We start from the raw sequence: 19790 nt of genomic DNA on the forward strand, positions 1-19790 counted from the left end.
AGGACTGAGCTGTGACGAAGCAGGTCCAGCAACTCGACCGCGTGATCATCAGATTCGCCGGAGACTCCGGCGACGGCATGCAGCTCACCGGCGACCGTTTCACGGCGGGCACGGCGGAGTTCGGCAACGACCTGTCGACCCTGCCCAACTTCCCCGCCGAGATCCGCGCGCCCGCGGGCACGCTGCCCGGCGTCTCGAGCTTCCAGTTGCACTTCGCCGACCACGACATCCTCACGCCCGGCGACGCGCCGAACGTGCTCGTGGCGATGAACCCTGCCGCGCTCAAGGCCAACCTCGGCGACCTGCCCAGGGGCGCCGACATCATCGCGAACACCGACGAGTTCACCAAGCGCAACCTGCAGAAGGTCGGCTACGCCGCCAGCCCGCTCGAGGACGACTCCCTGAGCGAGTGGCGCGTGCACGCGGTCCCGCTGACCTCGCTGACCGTCAAGGCTCTCGAAGACTTCGACCTGTCGAAGAAGGACGCCGAGCGGTCGAAGAACATGTTCGCCCTCGGCCTGCTGTCCTGGCTCTACCACCGGCCGACCGAGCACACCGTCAAGTTCCTCGAGCAGAAGTTCGCGAAGAAGCCCGACATCGCCAAGGCCAACATCGCCGCCTTCCAGGCGGGCTGGAACTACGGCGAGACGACCGAGGGCTTCTCGGTGAGCTACGAGGTCAAGCCCGCGCGGCTGGCTCCGGGCGTCTATCGCAACATCTCCGGCAACCAGGCGCTCGCCTACGGTCTGATCGCCGCCAGCGTGCAGTCGAAGTTGCCGCTCTTCCTGGGGTCCTATCCGATCACCCCGGCGAGCGACATCCTGCACGAGTTGTCCAAGCACAAGCGGTTCGGGATCCGCACCTTCCAGGCCGAGGACGAGATCGCCGGTGTCGGCGCGGCGCTCGGGGCCGCGTTCGGCGGGTCGCTGGGCGTGACCACCACGTCGGGTCCCGGCGTGGCGCTGAAGGCCGAGACCGTCGGCCTGGCGGTCACCACCGAGCTGCCGCTGATCGTCGTCGACGTGCAGCGCGCGGGGCCGAGCACCGGCATGCCGACCAAGACCGAGCAGACCGACCTGCTGATGGCCCTGTTCGGCCGCAACGGCGAGTCGCCGGTGCCGGTGGTGGCGCCGATGTCGCCGAGCGACTGCTTCGACGCGGCCATCGAGGCGGCCAGGATCGCCGTCAAATATCGCACGCCGGTCATGTTGTTGTCGGACGGCTATCTGGCCAACGGCTCGGAGCCCTGGCGCCTGCCCGAAATTTCCGATCTGCCGGACATATCGCAGGAATTCACGACCGCTCCGAACAGCGAGGACGGCACGTTCCTGCCCTTCAAGCGTGACACCGAGACCCTCGCCCGCCCGTGGGCCATCCCCGGCACCCCCGGCCTCGAACACCGCATCGGCGGCATCGAGAAGGCCGACGGCACCGGCAACATCTCCTACGACCCCGCCAACCACGACCTGATGGTCCGCACCCGGGCCGCCAAGGTCGCCGGCATCGACGTGCCCGACCTCGAGCTCGACGACCCCGAGGGCGACGCCAGGGTGCTCGTCATCGGGTGGGGCTCGACGTACGGCCCGATCGCCGCCGCCGTGCGGCGCATCAGGAAGGGCGGCGGCAAGGTCGCCCAGACCCACCTGCGCCACCTCAACCCGCTGCCCGCCAACACCGGCGAGATCCTCAAGCGCTACGACAAGGTGCTGCTGCCCGAGATCAACCTGGGCCAGCTGGCCCTGCTGCTGCGGGCCCGCTACCTCGTCGACGTGATCAGCTACAACCGCGTGCGCGGGCTCCCGTTCAAGGCGGAGGAGCTGGCCGGAGTCATCCAGGACGTGATCGACAGTGACTGAGCTAGTCAATGGGAAGGGGCTCTCGCTCGTTCCCAAGACCGACGTGAAGCAGACCCTGAAGGACTTCAAGTCCGACCAGGAGGTGCGCTGGTGCCCGGGCTGCGGCGACTACGCGATCCTGGCCGCCGTGCAGAGCTTCCTGCCCGAGCTGGGGCTCAAGCGCGAGAACATCGTGTTCGTCTCCGGCATCGGGTGCTCGTCGCGGTTCCCGTACTACCTCAACACCTACGGGTTCCACTCCATCCACGGCCGGGCGCCGGCGATCGCGACCGGGCTGGCCGCCTCGCGTCCCGACCTGTCGGTGTGGGTGATCACCGGTGACGGCGACGCTCTCTCGATCGGCGGCAACCACCTGATCCACGCGCTGCGCCGCAACGTCAACCTCAACATCCTGCTGTTCAACAACCGGATCTACGGTCTGACCAAGGGCCAGTACTCCCCCACGAGCGAGGTCGGCAAGATCACCAAGTCGACGCCGATGGGGTCGCTCGACAAGCCGTTCAACCCGATCTCGCTGGCCATCGGCGCCGAGGCGTCCTTCGTGGCCAGGACCATCGACTCCGACCGCAAGCACCTGCAGTCGGTGTTGCGCGAGGCGACCGCGCACCACGGCACGTCGCTGGTGGAGATCTACCAGAACTGCAACATCTTCAACGACAACGCCTTCGAGCAGCTCAAGGACCCCGAGGTCCGCGACGACATCACGGTGCGGCTGGAGCACGGCCAGCCCATCGCGAGCGCCTCGAAGGCCGTCGTACGCGCCGCGAGCGGGGGCATCGAGGTGGTGGCCCGCGACAGCGTGAGCGACGACCAGATCCTCGTGCACGACGCGCACAACCCCGACCCGTCGGTGGCCTTCGCGCTCAGCAGGCTCGACGAGCCGGCGTTCGAGCACGTGCCGATCGGCATCTTCCGGCAGGTCGCCCGCCCGGCCTACGACACTCTCATGGCCGAACAGCTCGACGAGGCCGCGGCCCGCACGGGGACCGGCGACCTGAGCGAGCTGCTGCTGGGTGGCGACACCTGGCGCATCGGCTGACGTTCGCGGGGGAGCCGCCGCGGTCACGCGGGAGCTCCCCCGTCAGCGCAGCCGGCGCGGCTCCGCCAGGCCGCGGAGCGCGGGCGCGACCGGGCGCCCGTTCAGCAGCCCTGTGACACCGCGTGCTTCGAGCGCCTTGGCGTACACCGCCAGAGCCTCGCGTACGGCCTCGACGGTGTGGGCCACGTCGCCGGCCGTGTGCGCGGCCGAGATGACGAAGGACTGCCCCAGCACCCCGCGCCTGAGCAGTTCCTGGATGAACAGCGTGCGATGGGCCTGTGACGGCCGCCCTTCGTGATCGGCCGTGGTGAACACCAGGCACGACGGCCGGCCGACGGCGGCGACGTGGTCCCCCAGGCCGAGTTCGGCCGCCGCCGCGTTGACCCCCTCGGCGAGCGCGCGGCCGCGCTGCTCCATGATCGCGATGGGGTCGCCCTCCTCGTACGCGCGCACGACCGCGCGGAAGGCCGCCAGAGAGACCCGCTCGGGCCCGTGCGTGGTCGACAGCAGGAAGACGCGCGGCCGGTCGGTACGCAGGCCGCCGAGCTCCATCAGCTCCCGACGGCCGGCGAGGGCGGAGATGGGAAAGCCGTTGCCCATGCCCTTGCCCCAGCACGACAGGTCGGGCGTGACGCCGTAGAACGTCTGCGCGCCCCCCATGGCCCAGCGGAACCCGGTGATCGTCTCGTCGAACACGAGCACCGTGCCCTGCTCCTCGCAGAGCGCACGCACGCTTTCCAGGTAGCCGGGCGCCGGCTCGGCGGTCGCGGTCGCCGGCTCGATGACCACGCACGCCACCTGCCGGTCATGCCGCTCGAAGAGCGCCCGCAGCGAGTGGAGGTCGTTGAAGGGGAAGCGCACGGTCAGCTCGCGTACGGCCGCGGGCACGCCGGCGTTCATCGCCACCGTCCCGATGAACCAGTCGGCCGTCGAGTAGAAAGGCTGGTCGCCGATGGCCACCAGGTCTCGTCCGGTCGCCGCCCTGGCCAGCCGGACCGCGGCCGAGGTCGCGTCCGAGCTGTTCTTGGCGAACTTCACCATCTCGGCGCCCGGCACGTGGCGGAGGAAGTCCTCGGCCGCCGACACCTCCAGGTCGGTCGGCCTGCTGAAGCTCAGCCCGTCCTCGAGCGCGGCGCGCACCGCGGCCAGCACGGGCTCGTACGCGTGACCCAGCGTGACCGCGCGCAGGCCCATGCCGTATTCGACGTAGCGGTTGCCGTCGGCGTCCCAGACCCTGGCGCCCGAGCCGCGCACGAGCACCGGTGCCATGCCCTCTGGATATTGGTCGCTGCCGCGGGCGTAGGTGTGCGCCCCTCCAGGGACGAGCTCGTGCAGGCGGCTCTGCAGCCGCTCGGATTCGGCGAACCCGGCATGCTCTTGTAACGGGACCATTACCCGATGATAGGGATCACCATCCCGGGGCGACAGATCGACGGCTCTGCTGGATCGCTCCAAGACGGAGACACCCGGCGGGCCAGCCGTGACAATGGCCTGGTGGTCCTGCACTGGCTGGTCCTGATATTACTCGTGCTCGCGGCGCCCACCGAGCCGTCCGCGAGCACCCATCCACCGCCGTCGGCGGTCGAGCACCTGACCGGCGAGCACCTGCCGGTCGAGCAGGGCGACGAGCGGCTGTGCCCGCTGTCGCGCAGCCCTCGCCCCGCCCTCTCGTCGAGCGCGCCCCGGCGTAACCCGACAGCCACGCGCCGGCCCGCTCCCGCCCGCTCTCGGGCGCTGCGCCGCCGCTCCCTTCGCAGACCCCGCGCGCGCCATCGCCGGGAACGGCAACGGGCCAGGCCCGATCCTGACCCTGATCCAGGCCCACCCGGCTTACATTCCCCCCGGGCACCGCCCGGACCGCTCTTTCCTCGTGATCATTCTGAAGTCGACACTTAGGAGAGAGCATGCACCGCGTTCTGATCACCGGAGCTTCCGGTTTCATCGGCGCCCACGTGACCCGCCGCCTCCGGGGGTTGTCGGTCGAGGTCCACGCCGTCAGCCGGGGGCCGCGGGCTTCCCTGCACGGCGAGATCTGGCACCAGTGCGACCTGCGCGAGGAAGAGGCGACCGCCGCCCTGATGCGGGCGATCCGCCCTCAGGTGGTCTTCCACCTGGCCGGGGAGGTCAGCGGCAGGCGCGAGGTCGCGATGGTCTCCGAGACACTGGGCGGCAACCTGCTGACCGCGGTCAACCTCCTGGCCGCCGCCACGCGCACGCCGGCCAGGCTGGTGTTCGCCGGTTCGGTCGAGGAGCCGCACGCCGGCTCGGTCGCCCCGCACTCCCCTTATTCCGCCGCCAAGGCCGCCGCCACCGGCTACGCCATGCTCTTCCACCATCTGTGGAACGTCCCGGTGACGGTCCTGCGCATCGCCATGGTGTACGGCCCCGGCCAGGAGGACCTGAGCAAGCTCGTGCCGTACGTGGCCACCGAGCTCCTGCAGGGCCGGTCGCCGCAGGTGGGCAGCGGCACCCGCCTGGTCGACTGGGTCTTCGTCGACGACGTCGTCGACGCGCTGGTGGCCGCTGCGCTGAGCGGCGCGGCCGACGGCCAGGCCCTGGACGTGGGCAGCGGCACGGGCACCTCCATCCGGGCCACCGTGGACCTGCTCCACCGGCTGGCTGGGACGTCCGTGGCACCCGTCTACGGAGCGATCGCCGACCGGGCACGTGACCGCGCCCACCTCGCCGACGTGCGACCGGCGGAGGAGGTGCTCGGCTGGCGGGCGGCCACGCCGCTGGCGGAGGGGCTGGCGCGGACCCTGCGATGGTACGCGGGCCGGCTAGTGCCTCAAGTGGCGCTCCACGCGCCCGCCCTCCACAGGCCGCAGCCGGCGTTCCATGGGCCGCTCGACGAACCTGAACAGCAGCCACGCTAGGCCGACGCTCACCACCAACATGCCGGCCGACACGGCGACCACCGCCACCGCGTTCAGGTCGTGACCCAGAAGCTTGGTGCCCAGCCGGATCACCGGCTGGTGCACCAGGTAGAAGGCGAAGGAGATCTCACCGAGCCGGATCAGCCAGGGATGCCCCAGCAGGCCGCGCCCGCGCCGTGCGTCGGCGGCGGCGAGCGCGGCGACGAGCAGTGCCAGCGGGCCCGCCATCCAGGCCACCCAGCCCCAGGGCTCGGGAACGAGCCCGGCGGCGAGATAGGCCACGGCCACGAGGCCCGCCGAGACGCCTACCCCGGGCCCGCGCCAACGCCCGTTCCGGATCATCAGCGCCAGGCAGATCCCGAGCGTGAACTCCAGCAGCCGGGTCACCGGGAAGATCGTGACGAACCAGTAGGCGCGCGGCTCCGGCATGAGCGTCGCCAGAGCGGACACCGCCCAGACGCCGGCCACCAGTCCCACGGCGAGCAGCCACCAGCGCCGCGCGGGCACCGCGCGTACCAGGGCGACCAGCCAGGGGAAGACGGCGTAGAAGAACGCCTCGCAGGCCAGCGACCAGGCCGGGGTGTTGACGGCGAAGTAGTAGCCCTCGTCGGGCACCCACGGCTGCACCAGGACGAGCCCGGCCAGCGCGGGTCCCGCCGACAGCTCGCGCCCGACCAGCGCCAGCATGGCCAGCACGCAGAGCCAGGTCACCACGTGGTCGGGCAGCACCCGCGCGGCCCGCCTGCGCCAGAAGCGCACAGGGCGGTCACCGGGGCGGGCCGACCAGGTGAGCACCAGCCCGGACAGCACGAAGAACAGCGAGACCCCTGAGGCGCCGGCGCCGAACAGCACACCCATCCCGTGGACGAACCCGGGATCGCTGGTCATCGTCTGGTTGGCCAGGATGTGGAAGCCGAACACGCCGAAGGCGGCCAGCCAGCGCAGACCCGTCAGGGACGGTAATCGTGCCGGGGCCGCATTGTCGGCCTCCGCGACCAGGTCACGTGCCCGCTGCTCCATGCATCCCCGCCCTACGCCGGAACCCACGTCACCTTAGACGTGCTCAAAGGCCGTGGCAACAGCTTTGGAACGGCCGGAACCGGCCACTGCGAGATGTAACAAGTACGGCGCTTTGGAACGATATTGATCGGGACGGCTGCCACTAGAGAGGTCGGGGGACATTGACCCGTTCGGTCCTCAACCTGACTGTCCACGGCATCGGCGAACCACTCCGGGAACTCGACCCCGGCGAGGACGTGACGTGGGTCAGTGTCGAACAGTTCGAGCAGGTCCTCGATGAGGTGAAGGACCGGCCGGACGTCAGGCTCACCTTCGACGACGGCAACGACTCCGACCTGGAGATCGGTCTGCCGGCCCTGCTGGAGCGGGGGCTCCGCGCGGAGTTCTTCGTGCTGGCCGGCCGGCTAGGCGAGCGGGCCAGGCTGGACGCCGACGGCGTGCGGGAACTGGTGCAGCAGGGCATGCGTATCGGCTCGCACGGCTGGGCCCACCGCGACTGGCGGCGGCTCGCGCCCGGGCAGGAGGCCGAGGAGCTGGCGCGGGCCCCCGAGGTGCTCAGCGAGCTGTGTGGGGAGCCGGTCGGCAGGGTGGCCATCCCGTTCGGCTCCTATGACCGGCACGTGCTGGCCAGGTTACGCCGGGCGGGTGTCAGCCTCGCCTACACCAGCGACGGCGGCCGGGCCCGTGCCGGCGCCTGGCTCCAGCCGCGCACCAGCCTCCACCGCGACATCGGTCCCGGCTGGGCCACCGCCCTGCTGGAGGACAGCCGGTCACCCGGGATGCGGGCCAGGAAACTGGTCTCGCGGACGATCAAGCGTCTCCGCTGATGACGCGCATAGCGGCCGTCATCGTCAGCTACAACAGCGCCGAGGTGCTGAAGGACTGCCTCAGCTCGCTCCCCCGCGACCTGGCCGGGGTGGTGGTCGCCGACAACGCCTCCCGCGACGAGTCCGTCCGGGTGGCCGAGGCGGCCGGGTGCCGGATCGTGCAACTCGGGCGCAATGCCGGTTACGCGGCGGCGATCAACGCGGCGGTCGCGACGCTCGACCTCGACGCGGTCGACGCCGTGCTGGTGCTCAACCCGGACTGCCGCCTGGCGCCGGGGTCGCTGCCCGTGCTGGCGCGCGCGCTGGACCGTCCCGGATGCGGCATCGCCGTACCGAAGCTGGTCAACTCGGACGGCTCCTTGCAGCCCTCGCTGCGCCGCGCGCCCACTGTCACGCGGGCGCTGGCGCAGGCCGTGCTCGGCGGCACCCTGGCCGGGCGGTCGAGCCGGCTGGGCGAGTTGGTCACCGACCCGGCGGCCTACGAGCGGCCCTGCCCGGCGGCCTGGGCCACCGGTGCGGCCATGCTCGTGGCCACCCCGCTGGTGCGGGCGGCCGGTCCGTGGGAGGAGTCCTTCCTGCTCTACAGCGAGGAGACCGAGTACGCGCTACGAGCCGCCGACCTGGGCTGGAGCCTGTGGTACGAGCCCGAGGCGGTCTTCGAGCACATCGGCGGCGAGTCCGACACCAGCCCGATGCTGGCCGCGCTGATCGCGGTCAACCGGGTCAGGTTGTTCCGCGACCGGAACGGTCCAGTGCGCGGCGCCGCCTACTTCGCCGCGGTGCTGCTGGGCGAGGCGGTCAGGGCGCTGCGCGGTCAGCGTACGGCTCGCGCCGCGCTGGTGGCCCTGGTGCGGCCAGCGCGCCGGCTGCGGAAGCTTCCGGGGGGCTGACGTGCGCATCGTCGCCTTCGATGCCCTCACGCCGGACGAGCTGGCCGCCTGGCACCGGCTCAGGGCCACCGATCCGGCGCTGGACAGCCCTTACTTCCACCCCGATTTCGCCGCCGCCGTCCACGCGAGCGGGCGCGAGATCCAGGTCGCGGTGCACGGCGACCCCGAGGTGCTGGCGCTGCTGCCCTTCCAGCGCGACGGTTCGATCGCCAGGCCGGCGGGCTGGCCGGCCGCCGACTTCCAGGCGCCGATCCGGGCACCGGGCACCGCCTTCCCCGCCCTGGAGTTCGTCCGGGCGGCACGGGTGCGCGGCCTGGCCTTCGACCACCTGCTGGAGCAGCCGGACTTCGACCGATGGGTCAGGCGCCGCCGCCCTTCGCCCTTCCTGGAGGTCACCGGCGGCCTGGACGGCTACCTCGGCCGGGCCTCGCGTACCGCCAAGGACAACCTGGCGCAGGCCAGGCGCCGGGCCCGCAAGGCGGGGCGGGAGCTGGGCGAGGTGGTCCTCACCGCGGACGCGCTCGATCACGCGCTGCTCGACAGGGTGATCGAGCTCAAGCGGGCCCAGTACACGGCCACCGGAGCCCGTGACTACTTCACCGATCCCAGGCGGGCCGACATGCTGCACAAGCTGCTGGCCGCCCGCGATCCGGAGTTCGCCGGGGTCCTGTCGGCCGTGCACGCCGGGCCGCACCTGCTGGCGGCGCATTTCGGGCTGCGCTCTGGCGGGGTGCTGCACTGGTGGTTTCCCGTCTACGACCCGGCGCACGCGCGCCTGTCGCCCGGCTGGATCCTGCTGCGCGAGCTGATCGCGGCCGCGCCCCACATGGGCGTGGCACGCATCGACCTGGGGCGCGGCGAGGACGAGTACAAACGCCGGGCGATGACCGGGCAGATCCTGGTCTGCGAGGGCGAGGTCACCGCCAGCCCGGTACGCAAGGCCAGGAACGCACTGATCGCGACAGCCAAGAAGGTGCTCAGGAGGGGACGTTGAACAAGCAGCTTCGCGCGGGGGACGTCGCGCAAGTGCGCGCAGGGGACATCGTGCGGGTGCGCGGCAAGGAGGAGATCCTCGCCTCCCTGGACGAGAACGGCAGACTGGGCGGGCTACCGTTCATGCCGGAGATGCTGGCCTACGCCGGCCAGGAAATGCGGGTGTACAAGCGAGCGGACAAGACCTGCGACACGATCCAGCAGACCGGCACCAGGCGGCGCATGCAGAACACGGTGCACCTGGTCGGCGCCCGCTGCGATGGCAGCGCGCACGGCGGCTGCCAGGCCGGGTGCCTGCTGTTCTTCCGCGAGGAGTGGCTGGAGGGCGGGCCGAGGCCGCCTGAGGGCGGGGGCGCCGCGCTGGAGACGCTGGAGAAGGACACCGTGCGGGGCACGGCGGAGGACGGCGAGCCGCTTCACCGCTGCCAGGCCACCGAGCTGCTGAACGCCTCCGAGGGCGGGCTGGGGCCCTACGACTGGAGCCAGTACGTCCACGACGTGCGTACGCGCAACGAGCGGCTGCTGACCGTGCTGCGCGGCCTGGCCGTGCTGGCGTTCAACATCTTCCAGCGGCGTACGCTACGGCTGCCGCGTCGGCTGCGCATCAGGGGCGGCGAGGAGTGGCCGTTCCTGCGCGGCACGGCCACCGGCCCGACACCGCCCGCCGAACCGCTCGGCCTGCGGCCCGGTGACCTGGTCGAGGTCAAGAGCAAGGAGGAGATCGTCAAGACGCTGCGGCCCGACAACAAGAACCGGGGCATGGTCTTCGACGCCGAGATGCTGCTCTACTGCGGCAAGCGGGCCCGCGTGCTGCGCCGCGTCGAGCGCATCATCGACGAGCCCACCGGCCGCATGATCAAGCTGAAGGACTGCCTGATCCTGGAGAACGTCATCTGCCAGGCCGTCTACCACCGGCACTGCCCGCGCTCCATCTACCCCTACTGGCGCGAGGTCTGGTTGCGCAAGATCGAGTCGTAGACCGCCACGTAGGCCTCGGCCTGCCGGCGCCAGTCCAGCACGGTCTCGGCGCGGTGGCGTCCCGCCGCGCCCAGGGCCGCGCGGCGCGGCGGGTCGTCCAGCAACGCGATCAGCTCCTTGACGAAGCCGTCCAGGTCGTCGGGGTCGGCGTAGACGGCGCACTCCCCTGCGGTCACGGCCGTCTCGGTGAGCCGGTAGGCCACCACCGGCAGGCCGAAGGCCATGTACTCCATGGTCTTGTTCATCGTGGAGACGTCGTTGAGCGGGCTGAAGGGGTCGGGCGAGAGCCCGGCGGTGGCGGTGGAGAAGTAGCGGGCGATCTCCTCCGGTCCCACCCGTCCGGTGAACTCGACGTGCTCGTCGAGCCTCAGCTCGCTCGCCAGGCGCTTGAGGTCCTCCAGGCAGTCGCCGAAGCCGAGCAGGGCGAAGCCCACGTCCGTGCGGCCGTACCGGTGAATCACCTGCTCGGCGATGCGCAGCACGACGTCCACGCCGTCCTGCGGGCCCATGATGCCCAGCCAGACCAGCAGGTGCTTCCGGCCGCGGCGCAGCTCGGGCACCGGCTGGCCTGGCCGCATCACAGTGGTGTCGGGGCCGGACCTGACCACGGTGGACAGTTCCCGCGGCACGCCGCCGCGCCCGACCGCGATGTTCTGGTAGGAGGTGTTGGTGGAGATCACCCGGTGGGCGGCGCGGAAGGTCCGGCGCTCCAGCCACAGCAGCGCCTTGAGCTGCGACCGCCCGGCCAGGGAGGCCGGCTCGCCGAAGCGGGAACGGAACACCTCGGGATTTAGATCGTGGTGGTCGAAGACGAAGCGCACGCCGAAGGGCCGCCACAGCCGCGCCAGCGCCCAGTACGTGTCCGGCGGGTTGCACGCCTGCAGCGCGTGGAACCTGCGGCGGCGCCGTACCTTGAGGGACAGCAGCGCCGTGCGGATCCAGCAGTACACGAACTCCCAGGCGTAACCGACCGGACCGGCGGCCTGGCGCGGCGGCGCGTACTTGTACAGGTGCACGCGCTCCAGCACGTCGTAGGCCGGGTCGCCGGGGCCCTGGGGGCAGATCACCGAGACCTCGTAGCCGGCCGCTTTCAGCGCCCGGCACTCCAGCCAGACCCGGCGGTCCAGGGGAACCGGAAGGTTCTGCACAACGATGAGGACGTGCTCGCCCGCCACTATGCGCCGCGCCGGGAGAACAGATCGGCCAGCGCGGGCGGCACCCAGCGCTTGAGCCTCTGCCGGAAGGTGCCCTTGAAGTCCTCACCGGGCCGCTGGCGGAACAGCGTGCTGTGCTCGCCGCTGAACTCCTCCTGGGGGCGGCCGTTGGTGTAGTAGTACAGCGCCATCGAGCGGCGGGCGCGGTCGGGCGGGCAGGTGATCGGGTCGGGCAGGCCGTGGTTGGCGTTGTCGGTGGTCGCGAAGATCAGGAAACGGTTGAAGAGCGGGGCCACGCGCTTGACGCACGCGGTCATGTCGCTGTCCCATAACTCCAGGTCGCCGCCCCACTCGGGCGACCAGTCCCGGTTCAGGTAGAGGATGCCGTTGAGCCGGCGGTGCAGGTTGAGGCGCTTGGTCTTGTTGAAGTCGGCGTGCACCTTCAGGTAGCCGCCGGCGCGGCTCTGGTGCAGCCCGCCGCCGTCGAAGTGCGGGTCGGGGATGAGGCCGGTGATGCCGGTCAGCGCCTCCAGGAAGTCCACGAACACCTGGCCGTTGAACTCGTGGAGCAGATTCCGCGTCACGGGCCCCATCAACTCGGTGTCCGACAGCGCCAGCTTGATCTCCCTGGCGCTGTCGAACTCCTGCCAGGTGACGCCACGCGGCTCGGGGAACTCCTCCAGCACCGGCTCCAGGGCCGAGGGTGGCAGGAAGTCGTCGATCACGACGTGGGGGAACGGCTCGGCCGTGGCGAACTGCTCGCGAAACCGCTCGGCGTGGGCCATGAGCTCGGCCCGCTGAAAGGCGAATGTCACATCCTGCATAGGAACCCTCTCGTCCCCCATGAAGACCTTCCTTCTCCACCTATTTCGGCGAAATTGCCGCGACGTTACTCACGACTGGAACGATCCGAAGCCCAGCCGCCACCGGCTCGCGGCCCGGCCAGCCGCTCCGCGACGAGCACCGCGACGAAGCATGCGGCGTCGCACACCGCCACCTCCCGCCGCCGCACGAGTGTCACCAGGTCCGCACCGCCCAGCCTGGTTTCGGTACGGCCCAGCCGGTCGAGCTGCCGGTTGCCCTGCCGTACGCGGGCCCTGCGGCGCACCACGGCGGCGACGGTGCGGGCCGGGCGTACCAGCGACCGGCCCGCGGTGGCCCGCTCGGCCGGAGCGAACGAGCGGTGCGCCCAGCCGTCGTCGGACAGCACGTCCGGCATCGGCCACACGCGGGCGTGGCCGGCCTCGGTCAGCAGATAGGCGCCCGTGCCCGCCAGCCCGCGGCGGCCCGCCATGAGCCGCTCGTGGGCGCGGTGGAAACCGGCCGCCACCCGCGAAACGCCGGCCAGGTCCAGCTCGGGCTCCGGCGCGCAGGCGGACAAGCCCGTCCCGGCCAGGCAGGCCAGCATCGCCGCCACAGAGCCCGGCGCGAGCACCACGTCGGCGTCCAGGTAGAGGCGGGGGAACGCGGCGCAGGCGGCGTCTCCGGCGCGCAGGGCGGCGACCTTGCCCGGCGCGGGCAGCTCGATCACCTTCACGCCGCGCTCGCGCGCCACCTCGGCGGTGCGATCGGCGCAACCGTTGGCGACCACGACCACCTCCGGCTCGCCCTGCGGCAGCAGCGCGTCCAGGCAGCGACCGAGCACACGCTCCTCGTCGTGCGCGGCGATCACCACGCTGAGGCCGGTCACGGGACCACGATCCAGCCGGAGACGTCCGGGTAGCTCGCGCGGACCTCCGGGAGCAGGTCGGGCAGGAAGAGCAGGACCTGACCCGCCCCGGCCAGGCGCTCCGGGCCGGCGATCGGGATGTCCGTCCCGGGCATGCGGCGGCCCTGCTTGGCCGGCGAGGCGTCGACCACCGCGGGCAGCCGGCCGGCGTGCGCGCCCGCGCGGCACAGCAGCGCGACGGCCCGGGAGGCCGCGCCGTACCCGATGACCGGGCCGCTCTGCTCGGCCAGCAGGGCACGCAGCTTCTCGGCGCCGCGCGTGGCGTCCTGTCCCAGGCGCTCCAGCACCGCGGGGTCGGTGACGCCTGCCGCCACCTCCTCCTCGATCAGGGTGGTGACCGACTCGTCCGGCTCACCGTCGCGGGTGGCGGCCAGCAGCACGGTCCCGCCGTACAGGTCGAAGCGGAAGGCGCTGCGCGCGACCAGCCCGGCCTGGCGCAGCATGGCGGCCAGCACCGGGGTGGAGTAGTACGCGTGGTGGCCGTGCCGCAGAGCGTTCCACTGGCCGCCGCGCAGGATCGCGGCGAGGCTGTGGAACTGCAGGAGCAGCACACCGCCCTGGGCCAGGCACTCGGCGCGGGCGGCCAGCCCCGCGGCCTGGTCGGGCTCGTGCATCAGCCCGAAGCAGTCGATGACCAGGTCTGCCCCGCCCTCCATCGCGCCTGGGCCGTCCACCGGGGTGAGGTCCACCAGTCCCAGCCAGGAACCGCCGTGCGGGCTGCCGAACTCGGCGACCGTGCGCGCCCCGTCCAGCCAGCCGGCCAGGCGTATCCGGGAGACCGCGGCGCGGGCCTGCTCGACCAGGGCGGCCGGCTCGGCTCCGCGCGGCTCCTCCGCGCCGGCCGGGTCCTCGGCGAGCTGGGCCAGGCCGCAGGCGGCGCACGCCCACATGCGCAGCGGGTGAACCGGATCCGGTCCCTGATCGGTGGCCGGCGGGAACAGGTCGCAGGCCGGTTGCGGTCCGAGGTCGAGGACGACGCGGCCGGAGGCGGAGCGGCAGAACCGGCACTGGATCACGGTGTCTCCTTTGGACATCATGCGCTCATGGAGATCAGACGTGGCGAACTGGACGGCGTGCTGCTGTTCGTGCCCACCCCCCACCGTGACGAGCGAGGCTTCTTCACCCGCACCTTCGACGCGACCGTGGCCGCAGGGGCGGGCCTGGAGCCGCACTCCTTCGTGCAGGACAGCCAGTCGCGTTCCAAGCTCGGGACGGTGCGCGGGCTGCACGGCAGGAGCGGGCCGGGCGAGGCCAAGCTGGTACGGTGCGCGCGCGGCGCGGTGCATGACGTGATCGTGGACGCCCGGCCGGGTTCGCCGACTTTCGGGCGCTCGGCCGCGTACCTGCTGGACGATGTCAGTTTCGCCTGCCTTTACGTGCCGCCGGGCTTTATGCATGGTTTCCAGGTGCTGACGGAAGAGGCCGACACGTGTTACCGAATCAACCGCGAACACGATCCCGCCGAGGACCTGTCGGTCAGGTTCGACGATCCCGAACTGGCGATCACCTGGCCACTCCCCGTCACCACGCTCAGCCCTCGCGACACCCGGGCAGGAAGCTGGGCTGAGCTGCGCGAGCAGCTGGGCGTATGACAATCGCTCCCCCAAAGACGCACTTATCCGCACCAATATCGGGCACGTTCCAGAGCTCGTTACACGAATAAACTGTCCGATTTCGGACATCGCAGAAGCTGGAAATTCACGGCAGGCTGTGGGTGTTTTCGCGGACTTGTATCTCGATCTGGACTGGGCGAGAATCACCGTGCGCCGGGACATGTCGCTGAGGGGTTAATGTCGTGGATCTCTGGAAGACCCTGCAGGTCATGGTGCGGCGGTGGTACGTCACCGTGCCCATGTTCCTGGCCGCCCTCGGCGTCACGGGAGCGATCTTCATCACCTACCCGACGTACTACGACTCCGAGGGCTTATTGATCCTCACCGTCCCGACGGGCGGTTCGCAGGTGGCCAGCAATCCTGCGGAGAACGCCTACGCCAACCCACTGCTGGCGTTCGACGAGGGCCTCAGGATCACGTCGACCTTCCTGATCCAGGCGATGAACACGCCCGAGGTCGCCGACACTCTCGTCGACCCGGACTCCGACGACAGCCTCTCGGTCACCAGCGGCGAACTGGAAGGGCCCTTCATCGCCGTGAAGGCCACCAGCACCTCGCCGGAGCGTGCCAGGCGGATGGTGACCGACGCCATTGTCCGCACCAGGCTCGACCTGCTCAAGCACCAGCGCAGGCTGGCGCCCTCGATCCCCGCCACCTACATCGTGATGACGCCGATCATCGAGCCCACGACGCCGATCGGTCAGAACAATCTCAAGCTGCGCGCCGCCGGCGCCGCCCTCGGCGTCGGACTGGCGGCCAGTCTGCTGGCCGTCTACGGCACCGAGAGCTACCTCAACCAGCGACGCCGCCGCCAGGAGGCGCGAGCCGTGCCCGAGCAGGAAGCACCACCCGAGCCCGAGCCGCAGCCGGATGAGCAGGCCGAGCAGGTCAAGCAGTACAACGGCGCCGTCCCCGCCATCCCGTCGAAGGAGCTCACCGGCCCGGCCGACGATGACACCCTGACGGACATCCCTCGCGTGACCGACTGACGCCGTGACTACGACGGTCCTTCCACCGGTCACGGCGGACTCCGGGCGCCCGCTCAAGGACGCGACGGTGCTGCTGTGCACGTACGTGCTGGTGCTGTGCGCCCTGCCGGCCAAGCTGGTGCTACAGGGCATCCCGCTCGACCTGGCACCGACGATGCTCTTCGGTCTCGGCATCGGCGTCCTGTGGTTCTGCGCCCAGCAGGTGGACACCCTCGGCGTGGCCAAGGGGCGCAACGTCGTGCGTACCGTCCTGTTCTGCTACGCCATCACGCAACTGCTGACCTACGGCGCGGCCACCTACTCCGGTCTGCCGGCCGACGAGCTCAAGGCCACCGACCGCACGCTCATCACGCTCTTCTCGGTCATCGCCGCCGGCCTGGCGGCAGTGGACGGGCTGCGCACCCGCAAGGGCGTGGAACTCGTTCTCAAGTGCATGGTGCTGGGCGCGACGTTCATGTCGTTCGTCGGCATCCTGCAGTCGCGGCTCGGGGTCGACCTCACCGACTTCCTGACCCTGCCGGGGCTGCGCTCGGTCTCCACCGAAGAGACCATCCTGGAGCGATCCATCTTCCGCCGGCCGTCCGGGACCGCGGGCCACCCCATCGAGTACGGCGTGATGTGCGCCTTCACCGCGCCGCTCGCCCTCTACTTCGCCTTCCGTGCCAACCGCCGCAAGGAGCCCAGGCAGTGGCTGTGGTGGTGCTGCTTCGCCATGATCAGCGGCGGCATCATGTTCTCGCTGTCCCGCTCGGCCATCCTGGGCGCGGCGGTCGCCGGGCTGGTGCTGTTCTACTCCTGGTCATGGCGGGTGCGGGTCAGGATGGCCATCGCCGCGGGCGTCTTCCTGGTCATCATGCGCATCCTGGTGCCCGGCCTGGTCGGCACCCTGATCGCGCTGTTCTCCAACTTCAGCCAGGACAACAGCATCAAGGGCCGTCTGGTCGACTACGCGCCGACCTCCCTGCGCATCGAGCGCTACCCGTGGCTGGGCCACGGCGTGGGCACCAACCTGCCGCTGAAGTACGGCTGGCTGGACAACCAGTACATGATGACCTTGCTGGACAACGGGATCGTCGGGCTGTTCGCGCTGGTGGCGGTCTTCCTGTCGGGCATCTACGCGGCCCTGCGGGTGCGCTCCCTCACCGGAGACCCCGAGCTGCGCGACCTGGCGATGACGCTGGTCGCCTGCCTGTCGGTGCCCACGGTCGCGGCGATCACCTTCGACATGCTCGCGTACGCGTTGATCACGGGCCTGGTCTTCCTCACGGTGGGCGCGTGCGGCGCCCTGCTCCGGCACCAGCGCGAACCGGTCGGCTCCGCGCGTGCCGCCGGATCGTCGGCGAGAATCGAAACCTGACCTCTCGAAGGACGGATCACCCATGCCCTCACCCAGCAAGCGGCGCTCGGGCGTGGCCTTACGCCTGGCCGTCGGCGTGGCCGTGCTGAGCGCGGGCGTGGCCGTGGTGAGCGCGGGCGTGCTCGCCGTGAACGGCACCGGCCGTTCCTCCGACGGAGGCTCGCCGCCCGCCGCCGGCGAGCACAGCGCCCCGCCGCGCACCAGCCCTTCCCCCGCCGGCAGCCCTTCCTCCACGCCTGCCAGCAGCCCGGCCACGCCCTCCGGGGGGCGGGCCTGTCCCCCGCCGCCGGAATATCCGACTCCCGAGTGCACCGGCGTGCCGCCGGGCAAGGAGCTCAAGAAGGCCGAGGGCGACTTCGTCGCCGACAAGGACGGCCAGGTGATCGACGGCCTGCACATCACCGGCAACCTGCTCGTCGAGGGCGAGGACGTCGTGATCCGCGACAGCTGGATCGAGGGCTGGGTCGACAACAGCCGTAACGGTCCCCGCGGGAAGGGCTCGTTCGCCATCACCGACTCGACGGTGGGCCGGCCCGACTCCTGCGAGGCGGGGACCGGTGTCAGCGAGTCGGAGTTCACCGCCACCCGGGTGAAGGTCGTCGGCCACGGCGACGCGTTCGGAACAGGCGGCGACAACGTGCTGATCCAGGACTCCTACGCGCTGCTGTGCGGTGAGGAGGAGTGGCACTCCGACGGCTTCCAGGCCTACCGGGGCGGCCGCGGCATCGTCATCCGCCACAACACCTTCGACCAGCGCCAGGTGCCCGCCTCCGGGGTCACCGCGCCGATCTTCATCTCCGACGGCTCGCCCGAGGCCACCGTCGTGGACAACCTGCTCATCGGCGGCAGCTCCACCATCCGCGTGCACAAGGGCGGCGACAGGTGGAAGTACATCGTCACCGGCAACCGGGTCGTCCTGGACGCCTGGCTCTACAGCCCCGTGGACAGCTCGTGCTCGGCCATCTCCGCCTGGGCCGACAACCGGCTCGTACGGATCGACGCGGCCTACCGGGTCACCTGGCTGGGCCCCGAGCTACCGTGCGTCGATGGCGGTTAGCCTCTTGACCTGCCGGTAGACCAGCAACAGCGCACCGGCGATCAGCACGCCACCGCCCAGCATCGCCACCAGCTCGTTGGGCGCGACGGTCACCAGCCCCAACAGCAGCAGCGCCAGCACCGCCGAGATCGACACGGGCAGCACCAGCGTGCGCAGCAGCGCGCCGAGCCGCGCCCCGGCCTTGCGGGCGCACCACAGGTGCACGGGAACGGCCCAGCCGAAGCCCACGGCCGCCTGCGCCCACCCGATGCCCTCGAAGCCCCACACGTGCGCGCCGATCGCCGAGGCGGGCACCAGCACCAGCAGCCAGGCGAGCTGCGGCAGCACCGAGATCAGCATGGAGTTGGCCGCGATGAGCAGGTGGAAGACCAGCTCGGCGACGATCCTGGCGACGTTGGCCAGCGCCAGCCCGGCCAGCATGGTGGCCGCGGCCAGCCACTGGTGGCCGTAGACGACCTGCACGATCGGCTTGGCCAGTACGGCGAGGCCGGTGCCGCAGATGAGCACGGCCCCGGCCGCCACGCCGATCACCGTGCCCGCGGTGGTGCCGAAGTCGCCGTCACCCTCGCGAGCACGGGCGAAGGTGGGCAGCGCCACCCGTTCCAGGGTCTTGGAGATGATCTGGATCGGCCAGTTGGCCACGTTGTTGGCGATGAAGAACAGGCCGATGGCGGCCTCGCCGAGGAAGCGGCCGGTGACCGCCTGGGCGGTGCCCTGCAGCGCGATGAGCAGGACCGAGGACCCGGCCATGGCCAGCCCGACGCGCGCCACCTCGCCGCTGTGGCGGCGGTCGAAGCCGAAGACCGGCCAGCAGCCGGACAACGCCATCAGCAGCACGTTCACGAACGCCCCCGCGGTGACGTGCCCGATCGCCAGCGACCAAGGCCCGAACCCGGTCATGGCCAGGGTGAAGGTGAGCGTGACGTTGACCACCAGCCCGGCCGCGTCCGCCTTCAGCCGTTTGCCCTGGCGGAACTCCCTGGCCAGCACCGAGGCGGGCACCGAGGCGAAGCCGTTGATCAGGATGTTCAGCGACATGAGCTGGAGCACGCCGGTGGCGTTCGGGCTGCCCAGCGCCCAGGCCAGGGTGCCGGAGCCGAAGTAGGCCAGGATCGTGCAGATCAACCCGCCGCCCACGGACATCGTCCAGGCGGTCGGGATCATCGGCTTGACCTCGCCCTCCCGGCGGATCAGCGCGTTGCCCACACCGAGATCGTTGATCACCATCAGGAAGAGCTGGACCAGCAGCGCCGTGGCGTAGATGCCGAACTCCTCCGGCGTCAGGATGCGCGCCAGCACGATGCCCAGAGTGAAGGTGACCAGCCGGGACAGGACCGTGTTGATCAGGCTGAACGCGAGGCCCCGTTTGAACTTGCCGCCCAGCTCCGCCGTTGCCGCCATCGCGTCCCGTC

Annotated in this window: 18 protein-coding genes; 11 read left to right on the forward strand and 7 right to left on the reverse strand. The window is 70.9% G+C overall.

Annotated features, from left to right (window positions below; all coding sequences use genetic code 11):
* Positions 1 to 11 precede the first annotated feature (11 nt).
* Positions 12 to 1856, forward strand: coding sequence for a 2-oxoacid:acceptor oxidoreductase subunit alpha (locus ACZ6SA_RS06845; protein ID WP_465826979.1), 1845 nt, complete (start codon positions 12 to 14; stop codon positions 1854 to 1856).
* On the forward strand, positions 1849 to 2895 hold the full coding sequence (locus tag ACZ6SA_RS06850; RefSeq protein ID WP_465826980.1) for a 2-oxoacid:ferredoxin oxidoreductase subunit beta: 1047 nt from the start codon (positions 1849 to 1851) through the stop codon (positions 2893 to 2895). Before ACZ6SA_RS06845 ends, ACZ6SA_RS06850 begins: the two co-directional genes overlap by 8 nt.
* 42 nt (positions 2896 to 2937) lie before the next feature.
* On the opposite strand, the gene ACZ6SA_RS06855 is transcribed toward ACZ6SA_RS06850, so the two are convergent.
* On the reverse strand, positions 2938 to 4287 hold the full coding sequence (locus tag ACZ6SA_RS06855) for a glutamate-1-semialdehyde 2,1-aminomutase (protein WP_347648417.1): 1350 nt from the start codon (positions 4285 to 4287) through the stop codon (positions 2938 to 2940).
* Between the two features lie 512 nt (positions 4288 to 4799).
* Here ACZ6SA_RS06855 and ACZ6SA_RS06860 point away from each other — a divergent pair.
* Positions 4800 to 5771, forward strand: coding sequence for an NAD-dependent epimerase/dehydratase family protein (locus ACZ6SA_RS06860; RefSeq protein ID WP_465826982.1), 972 nt, complete (start codon positions 4800 to 4802; stop codon positions 5769 to 5771).
* Here ACZ6SA_RS06860 and ACZ6SA_RS06865 read toward each other — a convergent pair.
* Entirely contained in the window at positions 5676 to 6791 is a 1116-nt protein-coding gene (locus ACZ6SA_RS06865; protein WP_347648415.1) for an acyltransferase family protein, read from the reverse strand. The genes ACZ6SA_RS06860 and ACZ6SA_RS06865 overlap by 96 nt on opposite strands.
* 161 nt (positions 6792 to 6952) lie before the next feature.
* Between ACZ6SA_RS06865 and ACZ6SA_RS06870 the strand changes: the two genes are divergently transcribed.
* From ACZ6SA_RS06870 to ACZ6SA_RS06885, 4 genes are read left to right on the forward strand one after another with little or no spacing between them, the layout of a single operon-like run.
* A complete protein-coding gene (locus ACZ6SA_RS06870) occupies positions 6953 to 7618 on the forward strand; it encodes a polysaccharide deacetylase family protein (protein ID WP_347648414.1) in 666 nt (221 codons plus the stop codon).
* Entirely contained in the window at positions 7618 to 8508 is an 891-nt protein-coding gene (locus ACZ6SA_RS06875; protein WP_465826983.1) for a glycosyltransferase family 2 protein, read from the forward strand. Before ACZ6SA_RS06870 ends, ACZ6SA_RS06875 begins: the two co-directional genes overlap by 1 nt.
* Before the next feature lies 1 nt (position 8509).
* Entirely contained in the window at positions 8510 to 9502 is a 993-nt protein-coding gene (locus ACZ6SA_RS06880; RefSeq protein WP_347648412.1) for a GNAT family N-acetyltransferase, read from the forward strand.
* Positions 9499 to 10479: a hypothetical protein gene (locus tag ACZ6SA_RS06885; protein WP_347648411.1), complete on the forward strand. Its 981-nt coding sequence runs from the start codon at positions 9499 to 9501 to the stop codon at positions 10477 to 10479. The genes ACZ6SA_RS06880 and ACZ6SA_RS06885 overlap by 4 nt, the downstream gene beginning before the upstream one ends.
* Here ACZ6SA_RS06885 and ACZ6SA_RS06890 read toward each other — a convergent pair.
* The 4 genes from ACZ6SA_RS06890 to ACZ6SA_RS06905 form a co-directional block, all read right to left on the reverse strand.
* Complete coding sequence (locus ACZ6SA_RS06890; RefSeq protein ID WP_465826985.1) at positions 10440 to 11627, reverse strand: glycosyltransferase family 4 protein; 1188 nt, start codon at positions 11625 to 11627, stop codon at positions 10440 to 10442. The two genes, ACZ6SA_RS06885 and ACZ6SA_RS06890, sit on opposite strands and share 40 nt — an antisense overlap.
* A gap of 26 nt (positions 11628 to 11653) precedes the next feature.
* Positions 11654 to 12448: a 2OG-Fe(II) oxygenase gene (locus tag ACZ6SA_RS06895; RefSeq protein WP_465826986.1), complete on the reverse strand. Its 795-nt coding sequence runs from the start codon at positions 12446 to 12448 to the stop codon at positions 11654 to 11656.
* A 74-nt stretch (positions 12449 to 12522) separates the two neighbouring features.
* Positions 12523 to 13323 carry a glycosyltransferase family 2 protein gene (locus tag ACZ6SA_RS06900; RefSeq protein WP_465826987.1) on the reverse strand — a complete coding sequence of 267 codons (801 nt, stop codon included), beginning with the start codon at positions 13321 to 13323 and terminating at the stop codon, positions 12523 to 12525.
* Positions 13320 to 14378, reverse strand: coding sequence for a class I SAM-dependent methyltransferase (locus tag ACZ6SA_RS06905; protein ID WP_465826989.1), 1059 nt, complete (start codon positions 14376 to 14378; stop codon positions 13320 to 13322). Before ACZ6SA_RS06905 ends, ACZ6SA_RS06900 begins: the two co-directional genes overlap by 4 nt.
* Positions 14379 to 14405: 27 nt before the next feature.
* On the opposite strand from ACZ6SA_RS06905, the gene ACZ6SA_RS06910 reads away from it, so the two are divergent.
* From ACZ6SA_RS06910 to ACZ6SA_RS06925, 4 genes are all read left to right on the forward strand, one after another.
* Positions 14406 to 14954: a dTDP-4-dehydrorhamnose 3,5-epimerase family protein gene (locus ACZ6SA_RS06910; RefSeq protein WP_347648406.1), complete on the forward strand. Its 549-nt coding sequence runs from the start codon at positions 14406 to 14408 to the stop codon at positions 14952 to 14954.
* Between the two features lie 203 nt (positions 14955 to 15157).
* Entirely contained in the window at positions 15158 to 15964 is an 807-nt protein-coding gene (locus tag ACZ6SA_RS06915) for a YveK family protein (RefSeq protein ID WP_347648405.1), read from the forward strand.
* A gap of 4 nt (positions 15965 to 15968) precedes the next feature.
* Positions 15969 to 17321 (forward strand): O-antigen ligase family protein, encoded by a 1353-nt coding sequence (locus ACZ6SA_RS06920; RefSeq protein WP_465826990.1) that lies wholly within the window; start codon positions 15969 to 15971, stop codon positions 17319 to 17321.
* Positions 17322 to 17343: 22 nt separating this feature from the next.
* Positions 17344 to 18378, forward strand: a complete 1035-nt coding sequence (locus tag ACZ6SA_RS06925) for a hypothetical protein (RefSeq protein ID WP_465826992.1) — start codon at positions 17344 to 17346, stop codon at positions 18376 to 18378.
* Here the strand turns inward: ACZ6SA_RS06925 and ACZ6SA_RS06930 are convergent.
* The gene (locus ACZ6SA_RS06930) at positions 18355 to 19779 is read right to left on the reverse strand and encodes an oligosaccharide flippase family protein (RefSeq protein WP_465826993.1); all 1425 of its coding nucleotides are present in this window, start codon (positions 19777 to 19779) and stop codon (positions 18355 to 18357) included. The two genes, ACZ6SA_RS06925 and ACZ6SA_RS06930, sit on opposite strands and share 24 nt — an antisense overlap.
* Positions 19780 to 19790 lie beyond the last annotated feature (11 nt).

The organism is Nonomuraea sp. NPDC049378 (genome assembly GCF_055586745.1).